We start from the raw sequence: 26,531 nt of genomic DNA on the forward strand, positions 1-26,531 counted from the left end.
CCATGCTCTACGAAGTGCGGATGACAACCACCTACGAATATGGCCGCCCGGCTGCGAATGGCCGCCATCTGCTGCGCCTGATGCCGGCCGAGATACCCGGATCGCAACGGATGATCGCCGGTTCGCTCGACATCAGCCCGCGCCCGCAAGAGCGCCACGACCAGGTGGATTTTTTCGGCAACCGCATGACCGGACTGTTCTTCGCGCAGGCGCATGACGAGATCGCCTTCACCGTGCGGGCTCGCATGGAGCGATGGGCCGTTGCCGATCAGCTCGACATCTCGCCGTCACTTGCGACCTTGCGCAGCGAAATCGAGGCGTTTCGCTCGCTGGCACCGCAGTCACCGCATCATTTCCTCGGCCCCTCGCCACGCATTGCTCCGGATTCAGCCGTCAGCGACTATGCGCTGGCCGTCACCCGCGGCTGCAACTCGGTGCTGGACGCGGTCGCCGCGATCAATCAGGCTCTCCATTCGGACATGCGCTACGATCCGGAGGCGACCACTGTCGAAACGACCATGGCCGACGCCTTCGCTGCCCGCCACGGCGTGTGCCAGGACTTTTCCCACATCATGATCGCGTGCCTGCGCGAGATCGGCGTGCCTGCCGGCTATGTCAGCGGTTTCCTTCGAACCGAGCCGCCGGAGGGGCAGCCGCGGCTGGAAGGTGCGGACGCCATGCATGCCTGGGTCGCTGCGTGGTGCGGAACGCAGACCGGCTGGGTGGAGTTCGATCCCACCAACGCGATCCGCGTTTCCTCCGATCACATCGTCGTGGCCCGGGGCCGCGACTATTCGGACGTTGCACCGGTCAAGGGCGTGCTGTGGACAGCGGGCTCGCAGACGACCAAGCAAGTCGTGGACGTCATTCCGCTCGGCTGAAACGCAACGGCGGCCTGATCTGATACACGAGACAAAGGCAACACCCATTTTCGAACGTGTTTACCGGAACTCAGCCCAACAGGTGTCCAAGAACTGTCCCATTCCGGGAAAAATCATCTGGCACGCGGCTTGCAGCGATGGGGTTGCCGGAGGATACCGGTCCTGACTTCTTGCCAAAGCCAGGGAAGTACGGCTCGCCGGGGAGGGGCCAGGGGCGAATACCCCGGCGAGTTCGCGACTTGGTCGAACGCTTGAGGGCGTTCCACGGTCTGAAACAGTCGCATCGTGCGTTCCGAAGCCGTTTCCGCTCTTCGGTTCGATGCGATGGAGGCGGTGTCTGCTTGCCGGGGGGTGGCAGGCGCCGTTCCCCGGGCGGGGGCGACCGTGTTCCAGCCAAGGCACCTGCCGTGTCGGCCCGACGATCTGAAGCAAAATGTCGGGCCGACGCGCAGATCTCCGCAACGAGGAGACGCTCGCGGACTCCGGATCTGCGCTGTCCCATTTCAGGACGTCCATTTCGGGACGCCTCGATCCGTCCAGCGCGGCGCCTCGCGGCTCGAGCATGTCTCCCGAAAGCGCGTAGCGGTTTCGGGAACAAGACACGCGCGTCATCAAGACCTGCAGAGTGCCCCGTCAATCCTTTGTCACGCGACCCGCTGCGGAAGCGCCGCCGTCGGACTATTCCTGCTCCGGCAGCAGCTTCCACTGCCCGCCGGTCAACTGCACGAGCACGCGCGACCGCTCGTCCACGCCGTAGCGGCTGTCCGGGGTGAAGTTGTAGACGGCATGGGTGCCGACCAGTTCCTTCGTCGACGTCATAGCGTCGTGAAGCGCTGTGCGAAACTCCGGCGTTCCGGGTTTGGCAGTCGGCAAGGCCCGCTTGGCCGCGTCGGCGAAGAGCAGCCAGGCGTCGTAGCTGTAGGCGGCAAACGCATTCGGCTTGTCCTCGCCATTGGCCTTTTCATAGTCGGCCCCGAACTTCGCTGCGACGGCCTTGATCGGGTTCGAATCCGCCAGCTGGTCGGCAACGACCACCGGGCCGCTCGGCGCGATGACACCGTCCACGGCGGATCCGCCGACCCGAACGAAATCGGGATTGATGATGGCGTGGGTGCCGTATTGCGGCCCGCTGTAGCCACGTTCGGCCAGCGCGAGGTGGGGCAGGGCGCCGGGGGTGCCCGAACCGCCGGTGATCACGGCGTCGGGGGCTGTGGCGACGATCTTCAATGCCTGCGCCGTGGCCGAGGTGTCGGCGCGCGCATATCGCTCGTTGGTGACGACTTCCATTTCGGTCCCGGCCGTCGTCTCCTGCAGTGCGCCGTAGACGAGGTCGCCCCACGCGTCGCTGAAGCCGATATAGGCGACTTTCTTGACGCCGTTCGCCTGCATGTGCCTGGTGACGGCGCCCACCATCAAGGGCGCCGGCTGGGGTATGGTGACGGTCCACGCGCCGGCTTCGCCCTGAGGATTGGCGTTGGCGATGGAGATAAGAGGCACCTTGAGCTCCGCGGCCACGGCGGCCATCGCCAATGCGGCGGGCGAGCCCGCGCTGCCGATCAGTATGTCGACCTTCTCCTCTTCCACCAGCTTGCGGGCGTTGCGCGCCGCGGCGCTCGGATCCGACGCGTCGTCGAGTTGAATGAGCTTGACGGGATTCCCGTCGATCTCAGAAATCGCGGCGGCGCCCGCCGCGATGCCCTTGGCGTAGGGGATGCCAAGGGACGAGACCGGACCGGACATCGACGTCACGAAACCGACCTTGATCTCTTCGGCATTGGCCAGCGCAGCCGAGCCGAACACGAAAACGGCCGCCGTGGATACGAGTAGTGCGCGTCTATTCATGAAACTCTCCCATTTCATCGCGGACCCTCCCCGCGATTAAAATGAAAATGTGCCACAAACTTGCGCCTTTGCAAGTAAATTTTTATGGTCTCATCGCGCCGATCGCTCCGCGGTTGCCCGCCGCGATGTTGCTGGCCTGATCGTAGATTCCGATCATCACATGCAGCATGGTGGTCGCTTCGTCGATCGCCTCGGTCATGCCCGCGATACGATCCGTCAGGCGCATCAGCGTATCCCGACGCAATTTGAGGTAGGCCTCGACCAGTTCCTCGCCGCGCTTGGATGTCGTGTAGGTCACCGTCTTCTTGGCGGCCTTGGGGTCGCTTTTGACCAGGTATCCCTGCGACAGCAGCTTTTTCACGCCGTATTGAAGGTTCGCGATGTCGTCGCGATGCAGCAGCCGGCTGATCTCGGCCAGCCCCTTGGGCGTGCCGTTCAGATGGACGATGTGCAGTATCGATGCCTCGGCGCCGCTCAGCGATGCATCCGGCAGGCAGGCGAGGCAGTCCCTGCGCCAGCGCGCGAAGGCCGAGCCGAGATGCCAGACCGCATATTCGAAGGCGTTGATCGCCTGTTCGTGGCGCAGCGCCGCGTCGTCGCCCTGCGCGATGGCCGGGGTGGTGGCGTTCATGCCGTTTCCAGATTCTTTTTCCATCATTTTGCCCTTGAAAGGTGGCGTTTTATATGTGAATTTTGCTTAAAAATGGGGAGCGAAATTCGCATGTCCATAGAGACTATGCTGATTCTTGCGGTGGACGGTATTGCCAACGGTGCAATTTACGTTCTCGTCGCCCTCGGCATCGTGCTGATTTTTTCGGTAACGCGCGTCGTTTTCGTTCCCTTCGGCGACATCGCGGCCTTTACGGCCCTGTCCCTGGCGGCGATCCAGGCGCATCAGGTGCCCGGCACGGTGTGGCTGGTCGCCGTCCTGGCGGCGGCGGCCGTGCTGATCGAGGCGGTCCGGCTCGTCCGGGCAGGGCAGCCCGGCAAGATCCTGCCTTTCGCCGCGGTCTATTTCGTCCTGCCCGTCCTGCCTGCCGCCTTCGTCTTTTTCTTCGCCGGCGTCGACTGGCCGCCGGTCATCGAGATCGCCCTGGCGTTTTTCCTGGTCTTGCCGCTCGGGCCGCTGCTTTACCGCCTGGCGTTCCGGCCGATCGCGAACGCGCCGGTGCTGGTGCTGCTGATCGTGGCGGTGGCGCTGCATTTCGCGCTGGCCGGCCTGGGATTGCTGTTCTTCGGGCCGGAAGGATTTCGCACGGAGCCCTTCACGAGGGAGTTCCTCAATCTCGGCGGCGTCATCGTTTCGGTGCAGGCGATCCTCGTCGTCCTGGCGTCCGTTCTCTTCAGCATCCTGCTCTTCGTCTTCTTCGACCGGACACTGACGGGCAAGGCGCTGCGGGCGACGGCTGTCAACCAGATCGGCGCCAGGATCGTCGGCATCCGGCCCTCCAGAACAAGCGGTATCGCCTTCCTGCTGGCGTCCGGCCTCGGCGCGGTCGCCGGCATACTGATCGGCCCGATCACCTCGATCTACTACGATTCCGGCTTCCTGTTCGGCCTCAAGGCCTTCGTCGGCGCCATTGTCGGCGGCCTGGTCAGCTATCCGCTCACGGCCGCGGGCGCCATCCTGGTAGGGCTCCTCGAGAGTTACGCGTCGTTCTGGAACAGCGCCTTCAAGGAAGTGGTGATCTTCGGCGTGCTCATTCCCGTCCTTGTCTGGCGCTCGCTGGGCAGTCCCGACGAGGATGATCTCGAAGAGGACGAGTAGGAGCCATGGTCAACATCCGTCTTGTCGCCAGCCTGGCTGCTGCTCTCGCGCTGATCCTCATGCCGTTCTTCGCGGGGACGTTCACCGTCACGCTGATGAACTATATCGGCGTCTATGCCGTGGCCGTGCTCGGCCTGGTGATCCTGACGGGCATCGGCGGCGTGACGTCCTTCGGCCAGGCGTCCTTCGTGGGCATCAGCGCCTATGCCAGCGCCTGGCTGACCGCCACGCAGGGTTTTTCGCCGTGGCTGGGGCTGCTGGTCGCCTGCGTGATCACGGGCGGCTCCGCCTTCGTCATCGGCGGCGTGACCCTGCGGCTCAAGGGCCATTTCCTGCCGCTGAGCACGATCGCCTGGGGCATCGCCATCTTCTATCTCTTCGGCAACCTGGAGGCGCTCGGTCGCTTCGGCGGGCTTTCGGGCGTGCCGCCGATAGCCCTCGGCCCTGTTTCCTTCGCTTCCAACGGCGCGATGTACTACCTCATCTGGATCACGCTGGGGCTTTGCATGCTCCTGTGCTCCAATCTTCTGCGGGCGCGCGAGGGCCGGGCCATCCGCAGCCTGCGCGGCGGCAAGCAGATGAGCGAAAGCCTCGGGATCAACACGTTCCGCATCCGCCTGGTCACCTTCGTGGTCGCGGCGCTGCTGGCGGCGATCTCGGGCTGGCTATATGCGCATATGAGCCGCTTCGTCAGCCCCGCGCCATTCGACGTGCGCGCCAGCATCGAATATCTGTTCATGGCGATCGCCGGCGGCCAGGGCTACATCGTCGGCGCGGTCGTCGGCGCCGCTGCGATCACGCTCGCCAAGAACTATCTGCAGGACATCCTGCCCGCCTTCACCCAGCATTCCGAGCAGATGGAGGTCGTGGTCTTCAGCGTGCTCTTCATCGTGCTGCTGCACCATGCGCGCGGCGGCATCGTCTCGCTGGTGCGGCGGTGGCTCCCCCGCCGCAAGCCGGCGCCGCCGGCCGCCGCCTCCGATATGGAGCGGCGCGAGATGCCGAAGGCGGGCACGCCGCTGCTCGAGGTCGAGGGGCTCACCAAGCGCTTCGGCGGCCTGGTCGCGGTCAACAAGATGGGCTTCTCGATCCGTGCGGGCGAAATCCTCGCGCTGATCGGTCCGAACGGTGCCGGCAAGAGCACGATGTTCAACCTTATCGCCGGGGCCCTGCACGCCGACGAGGGAAAGATCACGCTTTTCGGCGAGGACATCAGCAAGGCGCCGTCGCGCAGGATCGCCGCCCTCGGACTCGCCCGCACGTTCCAGCACGTCAAGCTGCGGCCCAACATGTCATTGATCGACAATGTCGTCCTGGGCACCTATCAGCGCACCAAGGCAGGGTTCGTCTCAGGCGCCCTTGCGCTCGACAGGAACGAGGAGCGCATCGCCTATCACGAAGCCTATCGGCAGTTGAAGCGCGTCGGCCTGGGCGACAATCCGCATGAACTGGCGGGGAACCTCTCGCTCGGCGCGCAACGCATCCTCGAGGTGGCGCGCGCGCTCGCCGCCGACCCGGCGCTGCTGATCCTCGATGAGCCGGCCGCCGGCCTGCGCCGCATGGAGAAGCAGGCGCTGGCCGAACTCCTGCGCGCCCTGCGGGCAGAAGGCGTGACCATACTTTTGGTCGAACACGATATGGAATTCGTCATGAACCTCGTCGACCGGATCGTCGTCATGGTGTTCGGCTCGAAGCTGACGGAGGGAGCACCGGCCGCAGTGCGCGCCGACAGCCAGGTTCAGGAAGCGTATCTGGGTGGCGTCGCATGACAATCCTGCTCGACATCAACGACCTGCATATTTCCTACGGGCGGGTCGAAGCCGTGCGCGGCGTTTCCCTGGCCATGCAGCAAGGGCAGACCGTGACGGTCATCGGGCCCAACGGCGCGGGCAAGACCACACTGCTTGCCGCCATCGCCGGCCTGCTGCCCTCGCGCGGTGCGATGACCTATCGCGGCCGCGACCTGCAACGGCTCGAGGTCGAGGCGAGGCTCGAACAGGGCCTCTGCCTGGTGCCCGAAAAGCGTGAACTGTTCGGCGACATGACGGTGGCGGACAATCTCGTGCTCGGCGGCTACTGGCGCCGGAACGAGAAGGAGGCGATCAAGCGGGATCTCGATGCCGTCTATGCACGCTTCCCGCGGCTGGCCGAGCGCCGCGCCCAGCAGGCAAACACGCTGTCGGGCGGCGAGCGCCAGATGCTGGCGCTCGGTCGCGCCCTGATGGCGAAGCCCAGACTGCTCCTGCTCGACGAGCCGAGCCTCGGTCTCGCGCCGCTGATCGTGCGCGAGATCTTCGAGATCATCGCCTCGCTGCGCTCGACCGGCGTCTCGGTGCTGCTGGTCGAGCAGAATGCTCGCGCCGCGCTCGAAACGGCGGACTACGGCTACGTGCTGGAGACCGGCTCCATCGTCCATTCCGGCCCCGCGTCGGAACTCCTGCACGACCCGCGCGTTGCCGCGACCTATCTGGGTGGGCACTCGTGACCGACGATTTGACGACAACCTCTCCCGCCGCGGGCTATGACGACGTCGTTCTGGCGGCGCCCGTCAGCATTCCCTATCAACGCTATTCGATCAAAAGCGCGCATTGGTTTCTCGGGAAGGCGATGGCCGAACTGCTTCGGCAGAGCGGCCTGCCGAAGCCGCGCCTCGACGGTCTGTGCGTGGCGAGCTTCACCATGGCGCCGGACACGGCCGTCGGCCTGACGCAGCAACTCGGCGTCACGCTGCGCTGGCTGGACCATATTCCGATGGGCGGCGCCAGTGCCCTCGTCTCCTTGCGCCGGGCGGCGCGCGCCGTCCAGTGCGGCGATGCCCGCATCGTGGCGTGCATCGCGGGCGACACCAATCAGGTCGATACGTTCCGCCAGAGCACGGCCAGCTTCAGCCGGGCCGCGCAGGATGCCGTCTATCCCTATGGCGGCGGCGGTCCGAATGTCAGCTTTGCTTTCCTGACCGCCTATTACATGCGCATGTTCGGCGCCAGGCCGGAAGACTTCGGCAAGCTGTGCGTGGCGCAGCGCGACAATGCGCTGCGGTTCCCATATGCGCTGTTCAGGAAACCGCTGACGCTCGACGAATATCTCTCCTCGCGCATCATCGCCGACCCCATCCGTCTCTTCGATTGCGTGATGCCATGCGCCGGCGCCGAGGGATTTCTCGTCATGCGGCGCGCCGAGGCCGAACGCGCGGGCCTGCCCTATGCCCGCCTGCTCGGCGCCGTGGAACGGCACAATCCCTTCCCCGACGATCCCATCCAGTATCGCGGCGGCTGGGCGCTCGATCGGGACGCGCTTTACCGGCAGGCTTCCATCGGCCCCGAGGACGTGGATGTCGTGGAGACCTATGACGACTACCCCGTGATCAACATGATCCAGTTCGAGGATCTCGGCTTCTGCAAGAAGGGAGAAGCTCCGGAATTCGTCCGGCGAAACACGTTTCATGGCGGCGGCTCGTTCCCGTTCAACACGTCGGGGGGCCAATTGTCGGTCGGGCAGGCCGGCGCGGCGGGCGGCTTCCTCGGCCTGGTCGAGGGGATTCGCCAGGTGACCGGCGCCCGGCTGGGCGCCCTGGTGGACGACGTCCAGCATGCTCTGATCAGCGGCTTCGGCATGATGAATTATGACAGAGGCCTGTGCAGCGGCGCGGCCATCCTGGGTGCGAAATGACCGTCAAAGCCAAACGAAAGAATCCGATCCTGCGCACCCGCCAGGCGACGTTGCCGCCCATCGCGCGCAGCCGCGTCGCGCTCGGCATGACGGCGGGAGCGGCTGTCGGCACGCTCGAGCTGCAGGTGTGCGACGCATGCGGCGCCGTGCAATATCCCGCCACCGAGATCTGTCGCCAGTGCCTCGGCGACCAACTCACATGGCGCCGCCAGAACGGCGCGGGAGAGCTGATCAGCGAGACGCTGTCGCATGCCTCGCAGGAACTCTATTACCGCGAGCGCTCGCCCTGGCGGCTGGGGATGGTGAAGCTCGAAGCCGGCCCGACCGTCATCACGCATGTCGAGGCGAGCTGCCCTGCGGCGCCGACCCTCGTCCGCGTATCCGCCGCGCTCGATCGTGCCGGTCAGGCCACCCTGATCGCCAGCCCTCGCGAGGTCGCGCCCGACCTCGGCAGCGATCCGCGCCTGCGCGAGATGACCTGCGATCCCAAGGGCCGCAAGATCCTGGTGACCGACGGCAAGAGCCAGACGGGCCAGGCCGTGGTCCGCGCCTTGTCGGTCGCCGGGGCGGAACTGATCTGGGTCGGCAATGCCGAGCCCTGGAAGAACCCGCCGGGCTTTGCCGGCCTGAAGGATCTGCCGCAGGTCACGTTTGTGCCGCTCGACGTCACGGACAGCAGATCCGTGATGGAGCTTGCCGGCAAGATCGGCGGCAAGGTCGATATCGTCATCAACACGGCGGACCATCACCGGACCTTCGGCATTGCCGGGCGCGCCGGCGTGGAGAACGCGCAGTCCGAGATGGATGTCAATTATCTCGGCCTGTTGCGGCTCGCCCAGGCATTCGGGCCAGCCTTGCGCGGGCGCGCCGCCGACGGACTTGACAATGCCGTGGCATGGGTCAACCTTCTGTCGATCTTCGCGCTCTCCGGCTTCCCGCCGCAGGGCACCTATTCGGCGTCGCATGCGGCAGCGCTTTCACTGGCGCAGTGCCTGCGCGCCGATATGCGGCCGGCGGGCATCCGGGTGATCAACGTATTTTCCGGCCCCGTCGACGACGAATGGGCGCAGTTGATGCTGCCGCCGAAGGTCGCGCCGTCGGCGCTTGCCAATGCGGTGGTCGGCGCGTTGAAAGGCGCGGTCGAAGACGTCTATGCGGACCCGATCGCCAGGGATTGGCATGCGCGCTGGCGCGACGATCCGAAAACCCTCGAACGAGAACTGATGGTTGCGACGCCATCAAGCGCGGGCTGACACCGATGTTGCTTTCAGATCTTGCAGCGGCGATCGCACGGCGACAGATTCAGGTCGTCGACCTGACGCTGACGCTGACGCCGGATTTTCCAAGCATTTCGCTGCCCCCGGAAATGGGGATGAGCCGGCCGTTCCGGATCGAAGAGATTTCGCACTACGACGAACGCGGGCCGAGCTGGTACTGGAACAACATCTCCTTCGGCGAACATACGGGCACGCATTTCGACGCGCCGATCCATTGGATCACGGGGCGATATGTGCCCGATGGCGCGACGGACACGATTCCGCCCGAGAATTTCATCGCGCCGGCCTGCGTCATCGATTGCTCCGGACAGGCCGCGGCGGATCCTGACTATCTGCTGACCGTCGAGGCGATCACCGAATGGGAGCAGCGGCATGGCCGCATCCCTGCCGGCAGCTGGGTGCTGATGCGGACGGACTGGTCGAAGCGCACCGATCCCGTGGCTTACCAGAACTACGACGAGGAAGGGCAGCACACGCCCGGGCCCGACGTGGCCGCGGTCAGGTTCCTCGTGGACGAACGCGACGTGATCGGCTTCGGCACCGAAACCATCGGCACGGACGCCGGCCAGGCTGCGCATCTGACCCCGCCCTACCCATGCCACAGCTATATGCACGGCGCCGGCAAATACGGTCTGCAATGCCTCGCAAATCTCGACCTGCTGCCGCCGACGGGCGCCCTGATCGTGGCTGCTCCGCTCAAGATCGAACAGGGCAGCGGCAGCCCGCTGCGCGTCCTCGCCCTGGTCGAAAGGGAGGTTTGAGATGAGCCGCGCATCCCAGGCCTTCATGCCCAGCGAGCGAACGCTTCAGACGATGCTGGACCGGCAGGCGGCGCGGTACGGTAGCCGGCCCCTGGTCGTCACCGATGAAGGAAGCTGGACCTTTTCGCAGACACTGGAGGCGGCCGCCAGGGCCGGCGCGGCACTGGCCGCGGCCGGCGTTACCCGGGGCGATCGCGTCGCGATCCTGAGCGGCAACCGGCTAGGCTTCCTCGAGCTCGTCCTGGGCTGCGCCTGGCTCGGCGCCGTCTACGTGCCGATCAATACCGCGTCCAAGGGCCCTCAGATCCAGTACATCCTCGGCAATTGCGGCGCGAAGCTTCTGGTCATCGAGCCCGACCTTCTGCCGGCCCTCAATGCCGCGGATCTCTCGGCCCTGCCCCTCGAGACGGTCCTGCTCATCGGCGAGGGCACGGGCGATGCCGCAATACAGGGACGGCCATGCCGCGCCTACATCAGCGGCGACCAGGCGATCGATGCCATGCCGGTACGGCCCGGCGACACGATGGCGATCCTCTATACGTCGGGAACGACCGGCCCCTCCAAGGGTGTCTGCTGCCCCCATGCGCAATATTTCTGGTGGAGCGCGCATTCGGCCGAGGCGCTCGGCGTCACGGAAGCCGACGTGCTGTTCACGACGCTTCCGCTGTTTCACATCAATGCGCTGAACACGTTCGGCCAGGCGCTGCTCACCGGCGCGACCTATGTCCTTGAGACCCGGTTTTCGGCGTCCGCCTTCTGGGCCACGGCAATCAGGCACAAGGCGACCGTGGCATATCTGCTTGGCGCAATGGTGCCGATCCTGATGGCACGGGACCCCAGCCCCGCGGAGCGCGAACACGCGATCCGCATCGCGCTCGGGCCGGGCGTGCCGGCGACCATGCAGGAGCCGTTCAGGGACCGCACCGGCATCTCCCTGCTCGAAGCCTACGGCTCGACCGAAACCAATTTCGTCCTCGGCCGAGGCCTGGACGACCAGAAGCCGGGAACCATGGGCCGGCTGCGCGACGGCTTTTCGGCGCGCGTCGTCGACGAGGACGACAATGAGGTCGAAGACGGCAAGGTCGGCGAGCTCGTCCTCAGGGCCGACGAGCCGTTTGCTTTCGCAACCGGCTATTTCGGCATGGACGACAAGACCGTCGAGGCCTGGCGCAATCTCTGGTTCCACACGGGCGACCGCGTGGTGCGGGACGCCGAAGGCTATTTCAAGTTCGTCGACCGCCTGAAGGAAGCCATCCGGAGGCGCGGCGAGAACATCTCTTCCTACGAGGTCGAGCAGGTGCTGCTCAGCCATCCGCAGGTCGAGGCGGCGGCGGTCTATCCCGTTCAATCCGAGCTGGCCGAAGACGAGGTCATGACCGCGATCGTCCGCCGGCCCGGCGCGACGTTCGACACGATCGACCTGATGAAGTTCTGCGAGACGCGCCTCCCTTACTTCGCCGTACCCCGCTACGTGACTTTCCTGCCGGACCTGCCGCGCACCGAAAACGGCAAGGTCCAGAAGTTCAAGCTTCGCGAAGACGGCGTCACCGCGCTGACCTGGGATCGCGAGGCGCACGGTTACCGCATCGAACGGCGCAGATGAGGTCAGTCATGGATCGGCAAACGGCATTCATTACCGGCGCGGCGCAGGGCCTGGGCGCCGATATCGCAAGGGCGCTCGTCGCATCCGGCCGCAACGTCGTCCTTTGCGACGTCAGCCCCTCGGTTACCGAGACGGCGCAGCAGATCGACCCAAGCGGCGCCCGTGCGGCGGCCATCCAGTTCGACGTTCAGGACGAGCAGGCGTTCCAGCAGGCATTCGATTCAGCGGTCGCGAAATTCGGCTCCGTCGAAGTGATGGTCAACAACGCCGCGCGAACCGCCATGCGCTCCATCTGGGATATTTCCGCGGAGGAATGGGACAGCGTGCTGGCCGTCAATCTGCGGGGGACCTTTTTCGGCTGCCGGATCGCCGGCCGGCATATGCGCCAACGCGGCTATGGCCGCATCATCAACATGTCGTCGATCGCCGGCCAGCAGGCCAGCCCCGCGACCGGCGCGCACTACGCGGCTTCCAAGGCCGGCATTCTCATCCTGACCAAGGCCTTTGCGACGGAATTGGCGCCGCATGCCATCACCGTCAACGCGATCACGCCTTCCGCCATCTCCAGCCCGGCGGTCGCCAGCGCTCCGCCGGAAAAGATCGCCGCCGTCGTCAAGACGATCCCGGCCGGGCGATTGGGGCAGCCCGGGGAAGTCAGCTCCGCGGTCGTCTATCTGGCGTCGGAGGCGGCCGGCTACATCACCGGCGCCACGCTCGACGTCAATGGCGGCCGGCTGATGCGGTGACACGCAGCAGGTTCTTGATTTAGCGCATGTCTTTTCCCGAGACCGCCGCATAGTTTCGGAAGACATGCCTGGCTCATCTGAAAGAGGAATGGGAACAGGCCATGAGTGAAGCAAAACCGATCCGGACGCTCTTCTGCATCGCGGTGCATCAGAATTTCTTCGATCTCCCCTTCGACCAGATCGGCATGGTGTGGAAGGGTTTCGAGGCCATGATGAAGGGCATCGCGGCGCTGCCGGGAGTCACCGTGCTCGGGACGCTCGACGACGACGAGACGATGGTTGGAACGTCGCCGACAGGCTTCCCCTGGACCTGCTACATCATGGCCGATTGCCCCGACCGCGAAACGGTCAAGGCAGCCTGCAACCTGTTTCGCACGATCGAAGTGGGCGAGCACCGCCTGTGGCGCTACATGCGCGTCGAAGCACGCATGGGCCGCGCGCTCCAGATCCCGGAGCTTTGATCAGGAGGCGGGAAGCGGCCGGCCGTCGCTTCCCGCCACCATCGGATGGTACTTGCGGTCGAACCAGATCAAGGTCTCTGCCGGCCCGTCGGCAAGCAGGACCGATTCCACCCGGGCGTAGAAGACCGAGTGGCTGCCGATGGCGCGTCTTTCGACGATGCGGCAATCGAAGGCGGCAACGGCGTCGGCGAGAACCGGAGCGCCGGTAGCGAGCCTGATCCACTCGCCTGCGGCGAAGCGATCCTCTCCCTCCCGCCCTGCAAAGGCATCGGAAAGGCGGGTATGGCGCCCCGCAAGCACGTTCACGCACAGGTTTCCATTGCCGTTGAAGACGTCATGGGACCGGTTGTCGCGATTGACGCAGACAAGCAGAGTCGGGGGCGTGTCCGTGATCGAACAGACCGCCGAGGCCGTCATGCCGTGACGCCCTTCCGGCCCTTCCGACGTGATGATGTTGACGGCTGCGCCGAGACGGCTCATGCCCTGTCGAAATCGAAGCGCGCTCTCGTTGTTCATGATCGTTCTCCTCCCGGGAGCATTGCCGCTTTCCCCGATCCGCGGGAATGCTCCATTTCCTTGATCCTGTGCGATTCCGGAACCGCTGCACGCCCTTTGCCGCAGGCGCGTCAGGGATAGCCGGCCGGCGTCGGCTGCGCCAACATTCCGGCCCCCGCGGATGTCCAGGTCCCGGTCCCGAGGAATGCGTGCTGCGCGACGGAGGCTGCATCGATCATGCAACGCGCCAGCACATGGCCGCGCTGGATGGCGCTGCTGCCGCCCATGAAGAACGCCATCTGGGCCACTGCCGCACCCTCCTGCGCGGCCTGCGTTGCCGCCAACCGGAGCATGACGCGCTCCTGATGGCCGATCTCGTCTCCGGCGAGAACGCGCTGCCAGCTGTTGTCGATCGTTTCGTAGAAGAACGCCCGCGCGCTGCGCAGCCGGGCTTCCGCCTTGCCGAGCTCGGCCTGGATATAGGGGCGCGCGCCAATGGTCGGAGCGCCGGTGATCGAGGGCTTCTCGAGCGCCTCGCGATGCAGCCAGTCGAGCGCCTCGCGCGCCGTGCCGAGGCCGACGACGGCCAGCACCTGCGCTGCCAGCGCCATGGACGGGAAACGGAAGATCGCATGGTCGAGCTGCGGTTTCGACCCGCGCACGAATGTCCAGCTTTCGGGAACGACAACGCCGTCGGCCACGATGTCATGGCTGCCGGTGGCGACGAGACCGACGGTCTCCCATGTGTGGCGGATGGAGATGCTCTGGCGCGGCATCACCGCCATGCGGGGCAGGCCTGAAGGCTTGCCTTCGTCCTCGATGCTGATGCCGGCGCCGATCAGCGATGCGCCCATGCAGCCGGAGCAGTAGGGCCAGCGGCCCGAGACCTTGAAGCCGCCGGTCACCCTTTCGGCGCGCTGCGGCGGAAAGATCGCGCCGGCGAAGACCGTATCGGGATCCTTGCGATAGATCTCGTTAAAGACATCCGGCGGCAGCGCCGCCAGATAGATGGTCGACACGCCGAAGCTCGCGACCCATCCCGTGGACGCGTCGGCGGTCGACAGCAGTTCGATCGTCTCGAGAAATTCGCCCGGCGAGAGCTCGTCGCCGCCGAGTTCCCTGGGAACGAAGGCGCGATAGATGCCGGCAGACTGGAGCTTCCGCACGATGTCCGGGGGGACATAGGTCAGTTTCTCGAATTCGTCCCGGCGCTCCCGGATCTCGTCGAGCAACGGAATGATCGTCGGATTCTTCAGATGCGGCGCCGTCGATCCGTGAAGCATGCTGTTTCCTCCCTGGGCAGCAATCGGAACCGGTAGTCCTCAAATTACGGTAATTTTCACGTAAATTTGCCATGACGTCAAGTCGCGATTAGAGGAATTTTACTGTATTGGGAGGCTTCGAGTGTCATCTGCGAGTGGGGTGAAGATCGCCGTTGAAACGGCTGCGCCCGACCAAATCACCGGGGCCGATCGGCTGCCGGTCCGACACGTTGACCGTCTTCCGACTTCATGCCAGAGGTGCCGGCCTACAGCATGCCGCGTGAAAAAGGATTCATGCGGCATGCTGTAGATTCTTGATTTTGCGCATGTCTTTATCCCGCGGGCGGATGTCTGGATGCAGGACGACAAGAAGAACACCCGGTCTTTTCCGCCGATGCGCGACTGGCCCTACTATTGGATCAGCCGGGTCAATGCCCAGTATGCACTTGTCCTGGAACAGCAGCTCAAGCCGCAAGGCATCAACCTGTCGCGCTGGCGCGTCCTGTCGTCACTCTACGAATATGGCAGCCTTGGCGTATCCGAAATCGCGGATTTTGCCATTCTCCGCCTGAACACCACCACCAAGGTCGTCCAGAAGATGGCGGCTGAAGGACTGGTCAAGACGCAGGTCAGCGCGAGCGATGCGCGTATCACCCAGGTGAGCCTCACGGAAGAAGGCCGCCGCCAGGCGGTGTTCGCGAGAGCCGTTGCCCAGAAGATACTCGAGGCGTCATTCAGCGACGTATCGAAAGCCGATCGCGAGCGGCTCAACAAGATACTGGATCGCGTCGCTATGAGGCTGACGGCGATGTCGGACAGTGGCCCCGAACCGGACGATGCCGGATAAGACGGGACATCGGGACGGCCCTGCCGTCCGAAGCCTTTTTCCGTTCCGGGAGCGCGCAACGCTGTCGAAATCCTTCCGGGCGCTTTCGGCGGCTATTTCCGTCGCCGAAGCGGAACTGCCGGCAGCCGGCCCGCGAGGGCCCGGCGGATTCGCTCGTTCCCACATACCATGCTTCGGCTGCAACGCTCCGCCGCACCGGCGGGGGCATTTGATGCGGATCAAGGCGACCGCCGGCGGGATGGCCGAAAGCAAGGCGCGGATTTCGAACCCGCTACGACCAGGAGAAGACGAATGATACTGCCGAACGATGCGACCGTTGCCGTAGCCGACGGAGAGAGGCTGCGCCTGTTCCGCAACAAGGCGGCCGAGCCGCATGTCAGGCTGGTTGCCGTCGAGACGCCGGAGCTGGCGGCCGTCAACGCCGGATCCGGGCTGCGTCACAGGAGCAGCGCCGCCAATCCCGACGACACGCGCCAGAGCGAGGACGGCTTTGCCGCAGTCGCAACCGACCATCTCAACCAGCAGGTGCTGGCAGGAGCCGTCGGGCCGCTCTTCGTGATCGCCGATCCGAGGACGCTCGGCGAAATGCGCCGGCACTATCATGCCGAGCTCAGGTCGCGGCTGGTCGGCGAGCTCGCCAAGGACCTCGCCGGTCATGGCGTCGAAGCGATCGAAGCCACGCTGACCAAGGCTTGAACCGGCGCCCGTTCGGGTCCGATGGGGGAGGGCGACCTGAGCGGGACGCCGCGGCCGTATGGCCACCCGTGGCCTTGGAGATGGTTACAGCGTCTGGCAGTGCCCGGTGCGGCTATCGGTAACGGCCGTGCCGCTGCAACACCTCGATCTGATAGCCGTCGGGGTCGGCGACGAAGAAGAAGCGGGCAAGCAGAACGCCGTCCCGGTCAAGTTCGACCACCTTGCGCGGGGCCAGGCCGGCCTCGGTGAAACGGGCGTGTTCGGCGTCGAGATCGTCGGTACAGAAGGCGATGTGCCCGTGGCCGTCGCCTAGCGAATAGGGCTCGGTGCGCCCCTTGTTGATGGTGAGTTCAATCTCGAAGTCGGCCTCGGCGTTGCTGAGATAGACGAGGGTGAAACTGTCGAACTCAAAACGTGCCGCGACCGACAGCCCGAAGGCGCGCTCGTAGAAATCGAGTGACCGCTTTTCGTCGAGCACCCGGATCATGCTGTGTATTGCCTTGGCCATGGTTTCCTCTTCGGGCGTTTCGGGCAGAGCCCGGATCATGCCCGGGCCGGGGTCGGCTGGGTGGTATCCTGCTACCGGCCGCTCATCGGACGTGCTTGTAGACGGTGGTGCGGGAGAGGCCAAGCAGCCGGGCGGTCTTCGAGACGTTCGCGCCCGAGGCGCGAAACGTGCTTCTGATCTCGCGACACCGGTGTCGGCTCATGGGATGGTCGCGGCAATCGTCGCAACTGTCGTGGGGCACCTCCTCGCAGTCCGCAAACGACGCCTCGTCGACAAAATCGAGGTGTCGTCGCACCAGCGCGCGCTGCAGGACCGAATGAAGCTCGCGGATGTTGCCCGGCCAGTTGCGCTGCGACAGCCGCGCGATCGCGGCATCGGTGATCGCCTTGCCCGGCGCGATCTTCTGCATGAGATGCTGGACGATCATGGCGAAGTCCGATCTGGACCGCAGCGGCGGCAGGCGAACTGTGTAAGCGTTGAGCCGGTAGAGCAGATCGGCACGGAATTCTCGCGCCGCAACCATCTCCTCGAGGTTCCGGTTGGTTGCAGAGACAATCTGCACATCGACCTTGTGCGTCTTCTGTCCGCCGACCGCGCGCACCTCCATGCTGTCCAGGAAACGCAGGAGAGCCGTTTGCGCGGCCGGTGGAATGTCGGCGACCTCGTCGAGAAACAGCGTGCCACGATCGGCAGCGCGGGCGAGGCCTGGCGCACCCTCGGCGCGCGCATTGGTGTAGGCGCCGCGCTCATGGCCGAATATCTCGGCGATGAAAAGCGCTTCGGGCACCGCGCCGCAATTGAGCGCCACGAATTCGCCCTTGCGGCCGCTGAGCCCGTGGACATGGCGAGCCATCAATTCCTTGCCGGTGCCGGTCTCGCCCGTGATGTGAACCGGCATGCGCAGGGCCGTGGCTTCGGCGAGATCGGCCATCTGCCGCTTGAGGAGGGGATCGTCGCAAACGAAGTCCGGTGCGTCGGGCGATCCAATCAGTGCCGGCTGCGCGCCCGCCGGATGCCGTGTTTCGGCGATGCTGCGTCGGCCGATCTGGCGACAGACCATGAACACCCCGCTGCCGGCGCGATCGCGTATGCGGATGACGCCGCCATTGAGAAGCCCGTCCATCGTCGAGCCGAAGCCGGCGTCGAAGAGCGCGTCGAAATGGACCCCGAGCGCAGTCGGCAGCCCGGCCAGCAGATTGGCCCCCTGGCGGTTGAGCGACAGGACCTCGCCGTCCCGGGAGACGGCAACGAGACCGGCTGACAGCGTGTCGAGAAATTCCATACGCGGATGGAAGGCGAAGATGAAATTCCGGGAGCGCTCCTGGAAGATCAGGCCGTTCTCGATCTGCGCGGCTGCCATCCTCACCAGCGCATGGGTGTGCTGCTGACGGGCCTCCTCGGAGCAGGAAGCGTCGAGCAGTCCCAGTGTCCGGCCGGCGGCATCGAGGATCGGTGCGGCCATGCAGCTCAGGTGACCGTGACAGGAGAAATAGTGTTCCCGACCGTAGATGGCGGTTGGCTCGCGCCGCAAGGCGGCGAGGCCGAGTGCGTTGGTGCCGCGTTCGCTCTCGTTCCAGACGCTGCCGGGAATGATGGAGCGGCCTGCCGCACTTTCCGCGAAACGCTGGTCGCTGATCGTGTCGAGCACCACGCCGTCGGCATCACCGAGTGCGATCATGAAGTTCGAACCCGCGATCTGCGTGTGCAAGAGCTGCATTTCGGCGAGCGCCAGACGGCGGAGCGCGGCATTGGCTTGCCGCCGGCGGTTGACATCGGCGAACGCGATCACGCTGCCCTGCGGCGTGGCGCGTGGATCAAGGCCGAGGTCGCGGCAGCGCTGCCAGCTTTCGGCGACGGCCGGCGACAGTGCGCCGGCTGGAACGCGGTCGCCGCGTTCCAGCGCTGCTCGGGCTCGATCAATTCCGGACAGGTGCTGCATGGTTCCTCCCAAGCGCGTTTGCGGGCCGAAAAACCCGGCCAGGACAATGGATCCGCGATAGCCACAAACTGAACAGTTCTTTCGCGCGACCGTTCAGCCGCCGAACAGGCGCCTGTCGGTCCGTATCAATCAAATATTTGATTCTATTAATTTTCCTTGGTTGGCACGTGGCTTGCGAAACAATGGGATGAAGGCCGGATCGAGGCCCCCGGCCGCAAGGGAGAGAACGATGAAAGCGCAGGTTCTGACCAGCTACGACGACAGCCTGAAGGCCGACCAATGGGTGTCGCTCCAGGATGTGCCCGACCCGAAGATCACCAAGTCGACCGACGTCATTGTGCGCATCGGCGGCGCCGGCGTGTGTCGCACGGACCTGCATATCATCGAGGGCGTCTGGCGCCCGCATATGGACCCAGACGGCAACGGATTGCTGCCGCTGATCATGGGGCATGAAAATGCCGGCTGGGTCGAAGCCGTGGGCAAGGAGGTCGAAGGCATCAAGGTTGGCGATCCGGTCATAGTCCATCCCAAGATCTCGGGCGGCACGTGCCTGGCCTGCCGCCGCGGCTTCGACATGCATGGCCCAGGCACGTTCCCCGGGCTCGACTGCAACGGTGGATATGCCGAGTATCTGTGCACCTCCGAACGCAACATCGTACCGCTGCCCAGGACGCTGGCGCCCAAGGAAGTCGCGCCCTATGCCGATGCCGGCCTGACAGCCTATCGCGCAGTCAAGAAGGCGACGCGCCACCTCTTGCCGGGCGAGAGCTGCGTCGTCATCGGCGCCGGCGGCCTCGGCCACATCGCCGTCCAGTGTCTCAAGGCGATGTGCGCGGCCGACGTCATCGTCGTCGACAAGTCCGAAGCTTCGCTGGCGCTCGCAGCCAAGATCGGGGCGGACAGTCGGGTCATGGCCGACGGCAACGAGGTCGAGGCGGTACTGTCGCTGACCGACGGCCAGGGCGCGGAAGCGGTGATAGACTTCGTCGGCGAGCGTGGCACCACCGCCAAGGGCCTCGCCATGACGCGGCCGATGGGCAGCTACTATGTCGTCGGCTATGGCGAGGACATCCGCGTGCCGACCGTGGACATGGTGATCACCGAGAAGAACATCATCGGCAACCTGGTCGGCACATGGGCCGAACTGGTCGAACTGATGGCGCTGGCTGATCGCGGCCTGGTCGACCTGACGACGGTCGAATACCGGCTCGCCGACGCCAACCGGGCGCTGCACGATCTCAACAACGGAAGGATCCACGGCCGCGCCGTGCTTGTTCCCTAGGCGCGCGCCCCAGCGAGGCCGACAGTCTCGCTGGGTGTCGAGCCGTCTCGCTGGCGGCGGCTCCGGCGGCGGGGCGACGTTGCAACAGCGTCTGGCGACGGGTGCCGCGGGGGCGTTTGGAGACGAGAACCCGGGAGGATGACGCAGATGGGAGGGACGGATATGTGCCGCGTCTTGGCGACACAGGACCCGCGGCGGTTCCAGCCGGTGAGTCGCTCGCTTCGGATCGCCGGTCATTCCACCAGCATCCGGCTGGAATCCGCATTCTGGAGCGTGCTCGACGAGATCGCTCGCGGCGAAGGCCTGTCGACCTCCAAGTTCATCTCGGCATTGCATGACGAGGCGATCGAATTGCATGACGGCGTGTCGAACCTCGCCTCCATGTTGCGGACGGTCTGCCTGCTCCATCAGTCGGAGCGGGCCGGGCGGCAGGCTCCGGCTTGAGCCCGCCGCAATATCGCTGCATCGGCTAGTTCGACCTGGCCTCGCCAATCCGGTTTTCGGCGATCCAGCGCGCGGCCAATACCAGCGCACCCATGCTGAAATCCTTGCCATGCTTGGCCACCATCTGCTCGGACAGCTTTGCGAGTTGCTGGAAGAACTCGTCCTTGCTCTGTTCTTCGGCGGTGAGTTGCGTCTGCATTGTCTCCTCCTGACTGCGGGCTACTTGAATATTTGCGGCGGGAAGGTGACGATCGCGGCAGTGCCGCCCGCGTCTCCGACTGCGAGGTGTCTGCCGTCCGGTGACCAGGCAAGCGCGGTGATCGCTCTGCCCGATGCCCTGACCGGCATCTCGTCGCGCCGGCCGATCTGGGCGATCACGACCTGGCCATTGGCGTAGCCGGCCGCCACCATCTCCCGTTTCGGATGCGCCGCTACCGCCTCCACCAGCACCAAGCCGGGGCGCCCGGTGACAAGCGCGCCATGGTCGTCGACGCCTGGCGACGGCTTCATGGACCAGGCCGCGACGCGGAACGCGCCGGATGCGACGACCGCATTCGCGGGACCACTCCAGGCCAGCATGCGCACCGGGGCGGGGAAGTCACCGAAGGTTTCGACCCGTCCGCACTCCAGGTCGACCAGACCGAACCCGCCGCTCTCCAGGCTGCAGGCAAGCGTCTTGCCCTGCGCATTCCAGCGTAACGTGTGGGGGCGCGAGGGCAGGCCGATTTCCTGCGGCGCCGCAGCCGATCCTTCCAGTCGCCAGACCGACAGACCATCGGCATAGGAGGCGGCAATCCGGCTCCCGTCCGGAGATATGGCGAGCGCCTCGATCCGAGAGTCCGGGCCGCGCCCGTACCGGGCGATCTCTCCTCGTCCGCGTGACAAATAGAGCTGGTCGCCATCCGTCGCGGCGATGATGCCGGTTCGCGGCGAATGCTCGACCGCGACAACCGGACCTTCCGTCCTGAACAGCGTGCATTCCACCTCCCCGGAGCGGCTGAGGCTGAGCACGTCGCCGGTTGCGCCGCCGCAGACGAATCCCGACTCGCGATGGGTCGCCAGCGGGGCGCCGCGATCGCGGCGAATTGCGGCGGAGATGATCGGAGCCGGCGACTCTTTTCGCGGCCTGATCGTCGTCTGGCCGAGGTCGGCGCTGACCCTGATACGTGCTTCCGGCGGCTCGGCATCGACGGTCGGCGCGATGGCGACGCTGCCGTCGGCCTCCGCGAACCCCACGGCCGAGCCGTCGATGCTGAAACATATTCCGGCGATGGCTGAAGGACGCTGCCAACTGCGCGCCAGAAGATCGAAAAGCGTAAGGTTGCGGATCGATTGCTGATTCATGTGTTCTTCCTCCCGTCCGGCGCCATTGCAAGCAGGCGGTCGATCTCGGTGACTTCCTGTTCGACTTCGGCGATCCGGTCGTTGCATTCGCCCAGCCGGACCTGGATTGCCGCGGCGTGCTCTTCAGCCTCATGCAAGTCTTGCACCAGTTCCGTGCGGGCGCCCGTTTTGGCGGCTTCGAGTTCGAGCCGCAGCATCTCCATCTCGGCTCCGGCGAGCATCTGGACGAGTCTCAACGCTTGTGCGTTGAATGCCGAGATTTCGCCGACCAGGGTCAGGCGGCGTTCGAGAAGATCGACCGAGGAGGCTTGATCGCTCATCGCGAACCCCTATCGTCAGGGCACGTCTGCAGAGGCAGGCTGTGCTTTGCAGCCAAAGATGAGGCGACGCCGCGATGTTCGATATGATCGGCAAGCAGTTCTTCAGCGCCCTCGCCGCGGCGATCGAACGCCGATTGGGGCGCGACCATCCATGCTTCACTGCGGTCGATCGCGTGGCGAGCGATGCGGGTGCGACGGCTGAAGCGCAGGCCGCACTTGCCGCGCTCGATCCGGATGTGACGGAAAGGCTGATGGCGGATGCGCACAGGGCGCTGCGCGAAAGCCCGGCGTCGATCCTTGGCGCATGGCGGGGCGCTGGCTTGCGACACTGAGCGGGCTCTCACTGGCCGTCCTCCGCGGAGGCCGGCGTCGAGGTCTCCCAGGCGGAAAGCAGGTGGGGCAGGCCGGGAACCTGTGATCTGAATTGCCTTTCCGCTGCCTCGATATGGCTCTTGAGGTCGTCCCAGATGTCGACGCGCAGCAGCGAGGTGGCGTCGCCCAGCAGTTTCTCGATCTCGTCGACATGGAATTGGCGCGACAGCGAGACGCCTGAAAAGACGAAGTCGCGCAACACGATGGCGTGGCGCTCGATGAAGGCATGAATCATCGGATGGGTTTGCCGGGTCATGCCGCCAGAGGCCATCTCGGCTTCGATGAAGTCCTGGAAGTGGCGCTGCAGACGGTGCTGGCTCTCGCCCAGGAACCGCATCGTGAAGATCAGGTCGCGCGGCATCAGGCGCACCAGGTCGGTCGTCACATCCTGGCTCCAGTCATGCGGCTGGGCGGGCTGAGGCGGCAGTCCATCCTTGTCGGTCATGGTCATTTCCAGATGAGGCGGCGAGCCACGCTCGCGGTACCGGGTAGATACTCCAAATATCAATTGGTGTCGATCATTGCTTTTTGTGCAAATGCTAAGAAGAAATGTTGCAGGAGCGAAATATAAATACAGTTACATTTGTAAATTACGAATGTAAAGGAACGTTACAATTTTGCCGCAACGGTCCTTTGCCGATTGTCACGGGGCCGCGATTTGGCGGTACGACAAGCGTTTGGTCGAGTTGGCACGACCCTTGCTTCATCCCTTCGTATAAGAAGCCCGCCGCGCATCGACGCGGTGCCACAAGAACGAAGGAATGGAGGAGACAGGTTTTTCGGTCGGTCCGTTCGACGGCGCGCCAGCGATGCGGGCCGAGTCGGCGGGCAGCCGAAGGGCTCTTCCGACACCTTTGCCGTGATCCACTTGAACGGCTGGCCACGGGTCGCGCCTGACGGCGCCACCCTTCGGCGCGCCGCTCGAACTTCAACTGGCGGTGATGTGTGCCGCTTCCTGCCGGGGTCATGGGGCCCGCGGCGCAATCCAGTGGAGGCTTATGGATATGACGTCTTTGACGCTCAACAAGATTACTTCGCAGCGGGGAATTTCCGTCGGCGAGGCGACCAAGAAGATTTCCGACCTCGGTTGGAATCCGACCTACGTGCAGGAAGCGATGACGTTTCCGACGGACTACAAGATCACCAAGGCGCCGCGCGACCCGATGAAGCAGGTCCTGCGGTCCTATTTCCCGATGCAGGAGGAGAAGGACAACCGCGTCTACGGCGCGCTCGATGCCGCGCTGCGCGGCGACATGTTCCGCAATGTCGAGCCGCGCTGGGTGGAATGGATGAAGCTCTTCCTCGCCATCATCCCGTTCCCTGAGATCTCCGCAGCCCGTTCGATGGCGATGGTCGCGCGCCTGGCCCCCGGCGAGGATCTGCGTACCGGCTTCACCATGCAGATGGTCGACGAGTTCCGCCACTCGACCATCCAGATGAACCTGAAGAAATGGTACATGGAGAACTACATCGATCCGGCCGGCTTCGACATCACCGAGGAAGCCTTCGGCAAGTGCTACGCCACGACCATCGGGCGCCAGTTCGGCGAAGGCTTCATCACCGGCGACACGATGACCGCGGCCTGCATGTACCTCACGGTCGTTGCCGAAACCGCCTTCACCAACACGCTGTTCGTCGCCATGCCTTCAGAAGCCGCCCGCAACGGCGACTACGCGCTGCCGACCGTTTTCCTCTCGGTGCAGTCGGATGAAAGCCGCCACATCGGCAATGGCCACTCGCTGCTGATGGCGGCGCTCAAGGAGCCGGAAAACCACCTGCTGCTCGAACGCGACCTGCGCTACGCCTTCTGGCAGAACCACGCCATCGTGGACGCCGCGATCGGCACCTTCATCGAATACGGCACCACCAACCGCGACAAGAACAAGGAGTCCTACGCGGAGATGTGGCACCGCTGGATCTTCGAGGACTACTACCGCACCTACATGCTGCCGCTCGAAAAATACGGCATCAAGATCCACCACGACGACGTCCAGACCGCCTGGAAGCGCCTCACCGAGAAGCTCTATGTCCACAAGGTCGCTCAGTTCTTCGCGGTCGGCTGGCCGGTGAATTTCTGGCGCATCGAGGCCCAGCGCGAGCAGGACTTCGAGTGGTTCGAGCAGAAATACCCGGGCTGGTACGCCCAGTTCGGCGATTTCTGGAAGTGGTATGACAAGCTCAGCCATCGCGGCGAGAAGATCATCACCTTCAACGAAGACGTCGGCTACGTCTATCCGCACCGCTGCTGGAGCTGCCTGGTGCCGTGCCTCATCCGAGAGGACATGGTGACCGACGAAATCGACGGCAAGCTCTACACCTTTGCCCACGAGCTCGATCGCTGGACCGCCGTCGAGGCGTTCTCCGACGAATACCAGGGCCGTCCGACGCCGGCGATGGGACGCTTCAGCGGCAAGCGTGAGTGGGAGACGCTCTACCACGGCTGGGATCTCGCCGACGCGATCAAGGACCTCAACTTCGTCCGCTCCGATGGCAAGACCCTGGTCCCGCAGCCGCACCTGCGCTTCGACAACAAGGAAATGTGGACCCTCGATGACGTTCGCGGGCACACCCTTCAGTCGCCGCTGACGCTGCTGCGCGAAATGAGCCCGGCAGACCGGGAGAAGCACCTCGCCGAATACCGCGCGGGCTTCACCATCTCGCCGTTCAACTGACGGCCAGGCGGGCCGGTTCCGGCCGGCCCGCCCAACGCCTGGTGGTCGACATGACACATGCCCGCTTAGCCCTGCCCATCGCCATCGCGGCCTGGGCCGCGATCGCAGCAACCGTATTCGCCGTCACCGGGGCGCATCCGCCCGCAGACGACTGGAGAAAGGTGACGGCCGGCTACAGGAGTTCGCTCGGCCAGAAGCCAAGAGCACCACTGAAGATACTCGCTATCGGGAGACTAGTTTAATGAGTGACGCTCACACAGTGCGCCTGGAGCCCGTCGGCGTCGAATTCGAGGTCGAAAGCGGCGAGACGGTGCTCAATGCGGCGTTCCGCCAGGGAATCGCGCTGCCGCACGGCTGCAAGGAGGGGCAATGCTCGGCCTGCAAATGCGTGCTGCTCGACGGCGAGGTCGACATGCTCCGCTATTCGACCTTCGCGCTCAACGACATGGAGAAGGACAGCGGCCACATCCTGCTTTGCCGAGCGCTCGCCTACTCCGACATGGAAGTCGAACTTCTCAACTATGACGAGGAGGTCCTGTCGAAGTCGATCGCCGTGAAGTCGTATCAGGGCCGCATCTCCCATATCGAGCGGCTGACGCACGACATCCGCGGCATCGAGATCGAACCCAACTCCCCGATGAAATTCTGGGCCGGCCAATATGTCGACATCACGGTCACCACGGAAAAAGGGGAGACGATTACGCGCTCGTTCTCCATGGCAAATACGCCGGACCAAACCGAAAAACTTGCCTTCATCATCAAGAAATATCCCGAAGGAAAATTCTCCGGAGAACTGGACTCAGGAGGCATCCGGGTCGGAGCCGAGGTCAACGTCGTCGGACCCTACGGAACCTGCTTCCGTCGCGAAGGTCGTGACGGACCCCTAGTCCTGGTCGGCGCCGGTTCCGGCATGTCGCCGATCTGGTCGATCCTCAACGATCACCTGAAGAGCGGCGAGAAGCGGCCGGTCTATTTCTTCTACGGCGCGCGTACCCGCGAAGACCTGTTCCATCTCGACAGGATAGCCGACCTCGTCGAGCGGCATCCGGAAGTGAACTTCATTCCGGTGCTGTCGCATGCCAACGGCGATTCTGCCTGGCAAGGCGAACGCGGCTTCGTCCACGAACGCGTCGACGCCAAGCTCAAGCAACTCGCCGTGGACGGGCAGGGCGACGTCTATGCCTGTGGCCCGCCACCGATGATCGACGCCTTGCAGCCGGTCCTGTTCATGAACGGCTTCGAGAGCGAGCGCATCTTCTTCGACAAGTTCACCACCTCGTCCGGCGGCACGCCGGGACATTGAGAACCGCCGCCGCGGGACTTCGAAAGCAACTTCAACAAG

28 protein-coding genes are annotated in these 26,531 nt (G+C 64.7%); 18 read left to right on the forward strand and 10 right to left on the reverse strand.

The window, feature by feature from the left end; genetic code table 11:
* The first annotated feature begins 2 nt into the window (after positions 1 to 2).
* Positions 3 to 881, forward strand: a complete 879-nt coding sequence (locus tag JN280_RS12065) for a transglutaminase family protein (protein WP_202312427.1) — start codon at positions 3 to 5, stop codon at positions 879 to 881.
* 678 nt (positions 882 to 1,559) lie between these two features.
* Here the strand turns inward: JN280_RS12065 and JN280_RS12070 are convergent.
* Together JN280_RS12070 and JN280_RS12075 are read right to left on the reverse strand one after the other, a co-directional pair.
* Entirely contained in the window at positions 1,560 to 2,723 is a 1,164-nt protein-coding gene (locus JN280_RS12070; RefSeq protein WP_202312429.1) for an ABC transporter substrate-binding protein, read from the reverse strand.
* Between the two features lie 82 nt (positions 2,724 to 2,805).
* On the reverse strand, positions 2,806 to 3,354 hold the full coding sequence (locus JN280_RS12075) for a winged helix DNA-binding protein (RefSeq protein ID WP_202312431.1): 549 nt from the start codon (positions 3,352 to 3,354) through the stop codon (positions 2,806 to 2,808).
* Positions 3,355 to 3,444: 90 nt separating this feature from the next.
* Between JN280_RS12075 and JN280_RS12080 the strand changes: the two genes are divergently transcribed.
* The 9 genes from JN280_RS12080 (at position 3,445) to JN280_RS12120 (ending at position 13,008) form a co-directional block, all read left to right on the forward strand.
* Positions 3,445 to 4,491: a branched-chain amino acid ABC transporter permease gene (locus JN280_RS12080; RefSeq protein ID WP_202312433.1), complete on the forward strand. Its 1,047-nt coding sequence runs from the start codon at positions 3,445 to 3,447 to the stop codon at positions 4,489 to 4,491.
* 5 nt (positions 4,492 to 4,496) lie between these two features.
* A complete protein-coding gene (locus JN280_RS12085; protein ID WP_202312435.1) occupies positions 4,497 to 6,260 on the forward strand; it encodes a branched-chain amino acid ABC transporter ATP-binding protein/permease in 1,764 nt (587 codons plus the stop codon).
* The gene (locus JN280_RS12090) at positions 6,257 to 6,976 is read left to right on the forward strand and encodes an ABC transporter ATP-binding protein (protein ID WP_202312437.1); all 720 of its coding nucleotides are present in this window, start codon (positions 6,257 to 6,259) and stop codon (positions 6,974 to 6,976) included. Before JN280_RS12085 ends, JN280_RS12090 begins: the two co-directional genes overlap by 4 nt.
* Entirely contained in the window at positions 6,973 to 8,160 is a 1,188-nt protein-coding gene (locus tag JN280_RS12095) for a thiolase family protein (protein WP_244743250.1), read from the forward strand. Before JN280_RS12090 ends, JN280_RS12095 begins: the two co-directional genes overlap by 4 nt.
* The gene (locus JN280_RS12100; RefSeq protein WP_202312439.1) at positions 8,157 to 9,413 is read left to right on the forward strand and encodes an SDR family NAD(P)-dependent oxidoreductase; all 1,257 of its coding nucleotides are present in this window, start codon (positions 8,157 to 8,159) and stop codon (positions 9,411 to 9,413) included. The genes JN280_RS12095 and JN280_RS12100 overlap by 4 nt, the downstream gene beginning before the upstream one ends.
* Positions 9,414 to 9,418: 5 nt before the next feature.
* Positions 9,419 to 10,198, forward strand: a complete 780-nt coding sequence (locus tag JN280_RS12105; protein WP_202312441.1) for a cyclase family protein — start codon at positions 9,419 to 9,421, stop codon at positions 10,196 to 10,198.
* A 1-nt stretch (position 10,199) separates the two neighbouring features.
* On the forward strand, positions 10,200 to 11,801 hold the full coding sequence (locus tag JN280_RS12110) for an ATP-dependent acyl-CoA ligase (protein ID WP_202312443.1): 1,602 nt from the start codon (positions 10,200 to 10,202) through the stop codon (positions 11,799 to 11,801).
* Between the two features lie 8 nt (positions 11,802 to 11,809).
* Complete coding sequence (locus JN280_RS12115; protein ID WP_202312445.1) at positions 11,810 to 12,547, forward strand: SDR family oxidoreductase; 738 nt, start codon at positions 11,810 to 11,812, stop codon at positions 12,545 to 12,547.
* 101 nt (positions 12,548 to 12,648) lie between these two features.
* A complete protein-coding gene (locus JN280_RS12120) occupies positions 12,649 to 13,008 on the forward strand; it encodes a hypothetical protein (protein WP_202312447.1) in 360 nt (119 codons plus the stop codon).
* Here JN280_RS12120 and JN280_RS12125 read toward each other — a convergent pair whose 3' ends face one another.
* Together JN280_RS12125 and JN280_RS12130 are read right to left on the reverse strand one after the other, a co-directional pair.
* Positions 13,009 to 13,524: a flavin reductase gene (locus JN280_RS12125; protein ID WP_202312448.1), complete on the reverse strand. Its 516-nt coding sequence runs from the start codon at positions 13,522 to 13,524 to the stop codon at positions 13,009 to 13,011.
* 110 nt (positions 13,525 to 13,634) lie between these two features.
* Positions 13,635 to 14,786, reverse strand: coding sequence for an acyl-CoA dehydrogenase family protein (locus tag JN280_RS12130; RefSeq protein ID WP_202312449.1), 1,152 nt, complete (start codon positions 14,784 to 14,786; stop codon positions 13,635 to 13,637).
* A 334-nt stretch (positions 14,787 to 15,120) separates the two neighbouring features.
* Between JN280_RS12130 and JN280_RS12135 the strand changes: the two genes are divergently transcribed.
* Together JN280_RS12135 and JN280_RS12140 are read left to right on the forward strand one after the other, a co-directional pair.
* Complete coding sequence (locus JN280_RS12135) at positions 15,121 to 15,612, forward strand: MarR family winged helix-turn-helix transcriptional regulator (RefSeq protein ID WP_202312450.1); 492 nt, start codon at positions 15,121 to 15,123, stop codon at positions 15,610 to 15,612.
* A 291-nt stretch (positions 15,613 to 15,903) separates the two neighbouring features.
* Positions 15,904 to 16,308: a baeRF12 domain-containing protein gene (locus tag JN280_RS12140; protein ID WP_202312460.1), complete on the forward strand. Its 405-nt coding sequence runs from the start codon at positions 15,904 to 15,906 to the stop codon at positions 16,306 to 16,308.
* A 112-nt stretch (positions 16,309 to 16,420) separates the two neighbouring features.
* Here the strand turns inward: JN280_RS12140 and JN280_RS12145 are convergent, their stop codons facing one another.
* Together JN280_RS12145 and JN280_RS12150 are read right to left on the reverse strand one after the other, a co-directional pair.
* On the reverse strand, positions 16,421 to 16,816 hold the full coding sequence (locus tag JN280_RS12145; protein WP_202312462.1) for a VOC family protein: 396 nt from the start codon (positions 16,814 to 16,816) through the stop codon (positions 16,421 to 16,423).
* Positions 16,817 to 16,898: 82 nt separating this feature from the next.
* Positions 16,899 to 18,755 carry a sigma-54-dependent Fis family transcriptional regulator gene (locus JN280_RS12150; RefSeq protein WP_202312464.1) on the reverse strand — a complete coding sequence of 619 codons (1,857 nt, stop codon included), beginning with the start codon at positions 18,753 to 18,755 and terminating at the stop codon, positions 16,899 to 16,901.
* Between the two features lie 229 nt (positions 18,756 to 18,984).
* Between JN280_RS12150 and JN280_RS12155 the strand changes: the two genes are divergently transcribed.
* Together JN280_RS12155 and JN280_RS12160 are read left to right on the forward strand one after the other, a co-directional pair.
* On the forward strand, positions 18,985 to 20,037 hold the full coding sequence (locus JN280_RS12155) for an NAD(P)-dependent alcohol dehydrogenase (RefSeq protein WP_202312466.1): 1,053 nt from the start codon (positions 18,985 to 18,987) through the stop codon (positions 20,035 to 20,037).
* Between the two features lie 207 nt (positions 20,038 to 20,244).
* Complete coding sequence (locus JN280_RS12160; RefSeq protein ID WP_342216184.1) at positions 20,245 to 20,481, forward strand: ribbon-helix-helix domain-containing protein; 237 nt, start codon at positions 20,245 to 20,247, stop codon at positions 20,479 to 20,481.
* A 25-nt stretch (positions 20,482 to 20,506) separates the two neighbouring features.
* Here JN280_RS12160 and JN280_RS12165 read toward each other — a convergent pair whose 3' ends face one another.
* From JN280_RS12165 to JN280_RS12175, 3 genes are read right to left on the reverse strand one after another with little or no spacing between them, the layout of a single operon-like run.
* A complete protein-coding gene (locus tag JN280_RS12165) occupies positions 20,507 to 20,680 on the reverse strand; it encodes a hypothetical protein (protein WP_202312470.1) in 174 nt (57 codons plus the stop codon).
* 20 nt (positions 20,681 to 20,700) lie between these two features.
* On the reverse strand, positions 20,701 to 21,825 hold the full coding sequence (locus JN280_RS12170) for a WD40 repeat domain-containing protein (RefSeq protein WP_202312472.1): 1,125 nt from the start codon (positions 21,823 to 21,825) through the stop codon (positions 20,701 to 20,703).
* The gene (locus JN280_RS12175; RefSeq protein WP_202312474.1) at positions 21,822 to 22,145 is read right to left on the reverse strand and encodes a hypothetical protein; all 324 of its coding nucleotides are present in this window, start codon (positions 22,143 to 22,145) and stop codon (positions 21,822 to 21,824) included. The genes JN280_RS12170 and JN280_RS12175 overlap by 4 nt, the downstream gene beginning before the upstream one ends.
* A 74-nt stretch (positions 22,146 to 22,219) precedes the next feature.
* Here JN280_RS12175 and JN280_RS12180 point away from each other — a divergent pair, with 74 nt between their 5' ends.
* Positions 22,220 to 22,477, forward strand: coding sequence for a hypothetical protein (locus tag JN280_RS12180; RefSeq protein ID WP_202312476.1), 258 nt, complete (start codon positions 22,220 to 22,222; stop codon positions 22,475 to 22,477).
* 8 nt (positions 22,478 to 22,485) lie between these two features.
* On the opposite strand, the gene JN280_RS12185 is transcribed toward JN280_RS12180, so the two are convergent.
* Entirely contained in the window at positions 22,486 to 22,962 is a 477-nt protein-coding gene (locus JN280_RS12185; protein WP_202312478.1) for a hypothetical protein, read from the reverse strand.
* A gap of 553 nt (positions 22,963 to 23,515) precedes the next feature.
* Here JN280_RS12185 and JN280_RS12190 point away from each other — a divergent pair.
* From JN280_RS12190 to JN280_RS12200, 3 genes are read left to right on the forward strand one after another with little or no spacing between them, the layout of a single operon-like run.
* Positions 23,516 to 25,189 carry an aromatic/alkene/methane monooxygenase hydroxylase/oxygenase subunit alpha gene (locus JN280_RS12190; protein ID WP_446720722.1) on the forward strand — a complete coding sequence of 558 codons (1,674 nt, stop codon included), beginning with the start codon at positions 23,516 to 23,518 and terminating at the stop codon, positions 25,187 to 25,189.
* 50 nt (positions 25,190 to 25,239) lie between these two features.
* Complete coding sequence (locus JN280_RS12195; protein ID WP_202312483.1) at positions 25,240 to 25,431, forward strand: hypothetical protein; 192 nt, start codon at positions 25,240 to 25,242, stop codon at positions 25,429 to 25,431.
* On the forward strand, positions 25,431 to 26,492 hold the full coding sequence (locus tag JN280_RS12200) for an NADH:ubiquinone reductase (Na(+)-transporting) subunit F (protein ID WP_202312485.1): 1,062 nt from the start codon (positions 25,431 to 25,433) through the stop codon (positions 26,490 to 26,492). Before JN280_RS12195 ends, JN280_RS12200 begins: the two co-directional genes overlap by 1 nt.
* Positions 26,493 to 26,531 lie beyond the last annotated feature (39 nt).

This window comes from Mesorhizobium sp. L-8-10, from assembly GCF_016756635.1.
Classification (GTDB): domain Bacteria; phylum Pseudomonadota; class Alphaproteobacteria; order Rhizobiales; family Rhizobiaceae.